General features: G+C 37.0%; 2 protein-coding genes. Both read right to left on the bottom strand.

Annotated features, from left to right (window positions below; translation table 4 throughout):
• Positions 1-270, bottom strand: a 270-nt coding sequence (locus H6411_RS04485; RefSeq protein ID WP_216083449.1) for a hypothetical protein, incomplete at its 3' end; no start/stop codon positions are given.
• Between the two features lie 3 nt (positions 271-273).
• Positions 274-548: hypothetical protein (locus H6411_RS04480; RefSeq protein ID WP_216083448.1), on the bottom strand; the 275-nt coding region annotated here is incomplete at its 5' end.

Below are 548 nucleotides of genomic sequence, written 5' to 3'. Positions count from 1 at the left end.
ATCTTTTAGAAATTTCTTATATCCTGTTCCTTCAAAGTCTCCATCTAACTTAGTTTTTATTTTTTCTTTAGTTGGTAAAGTTCCAGGCGCTGTAGCACCTGTCTCTCCTATATATTTAAGGTTCAAATGAGCTGCATAGTCTTTAAAAGTCGCATCTTGCCAATCTTTATCCTTTGGATTAAATGCTCCAGCTGCATAAGCAGCTAGAGTTCCTCCTCCACCTAGTAATGCTGTTCCAGCCGCTGCAGCTCCTATTGCTTGAGTTGACATAAACTAAGCTCCTGAGGTTGTTGCTGGAGCTTTATCTACAAAACAAGCATCTTTGAAAGCATCCCAAGTATTTTTATTTGTATCCGTTGTTTCTTTCGGAACAACATCTAATTGTTTGCTAGATATATGAGTATATCATTTATTTACATAATCAGCGACAGAACTTGCTTTAGTATTATCTTTAACGTCTGCATCGCTAGGTTTTGACACAGAACCACCTTGTGATTTCAATTCTGTTTCGCTCATATTGCCCCAAACCCTACTTAAATTAGTTTGAT

Origin of the sequence: Candidatus Mycoplasma haematohominis, assembly GCF_902712995.1 — a bacterium.
Taxonomy (GTDB): domain Bacteria; phylum Bacillota_I; class Bacilli_A; order Mycoplasmatales; family Mycoplasmoidaceae; genus Eperythrozoon_B; species Eperythrozoon_B haematohominis.
The sequence above is the reverse complement of the archived record's forward strand: the minus strand, read 5'-3'. Positions and strand labels throughout refer to the sequence as shown.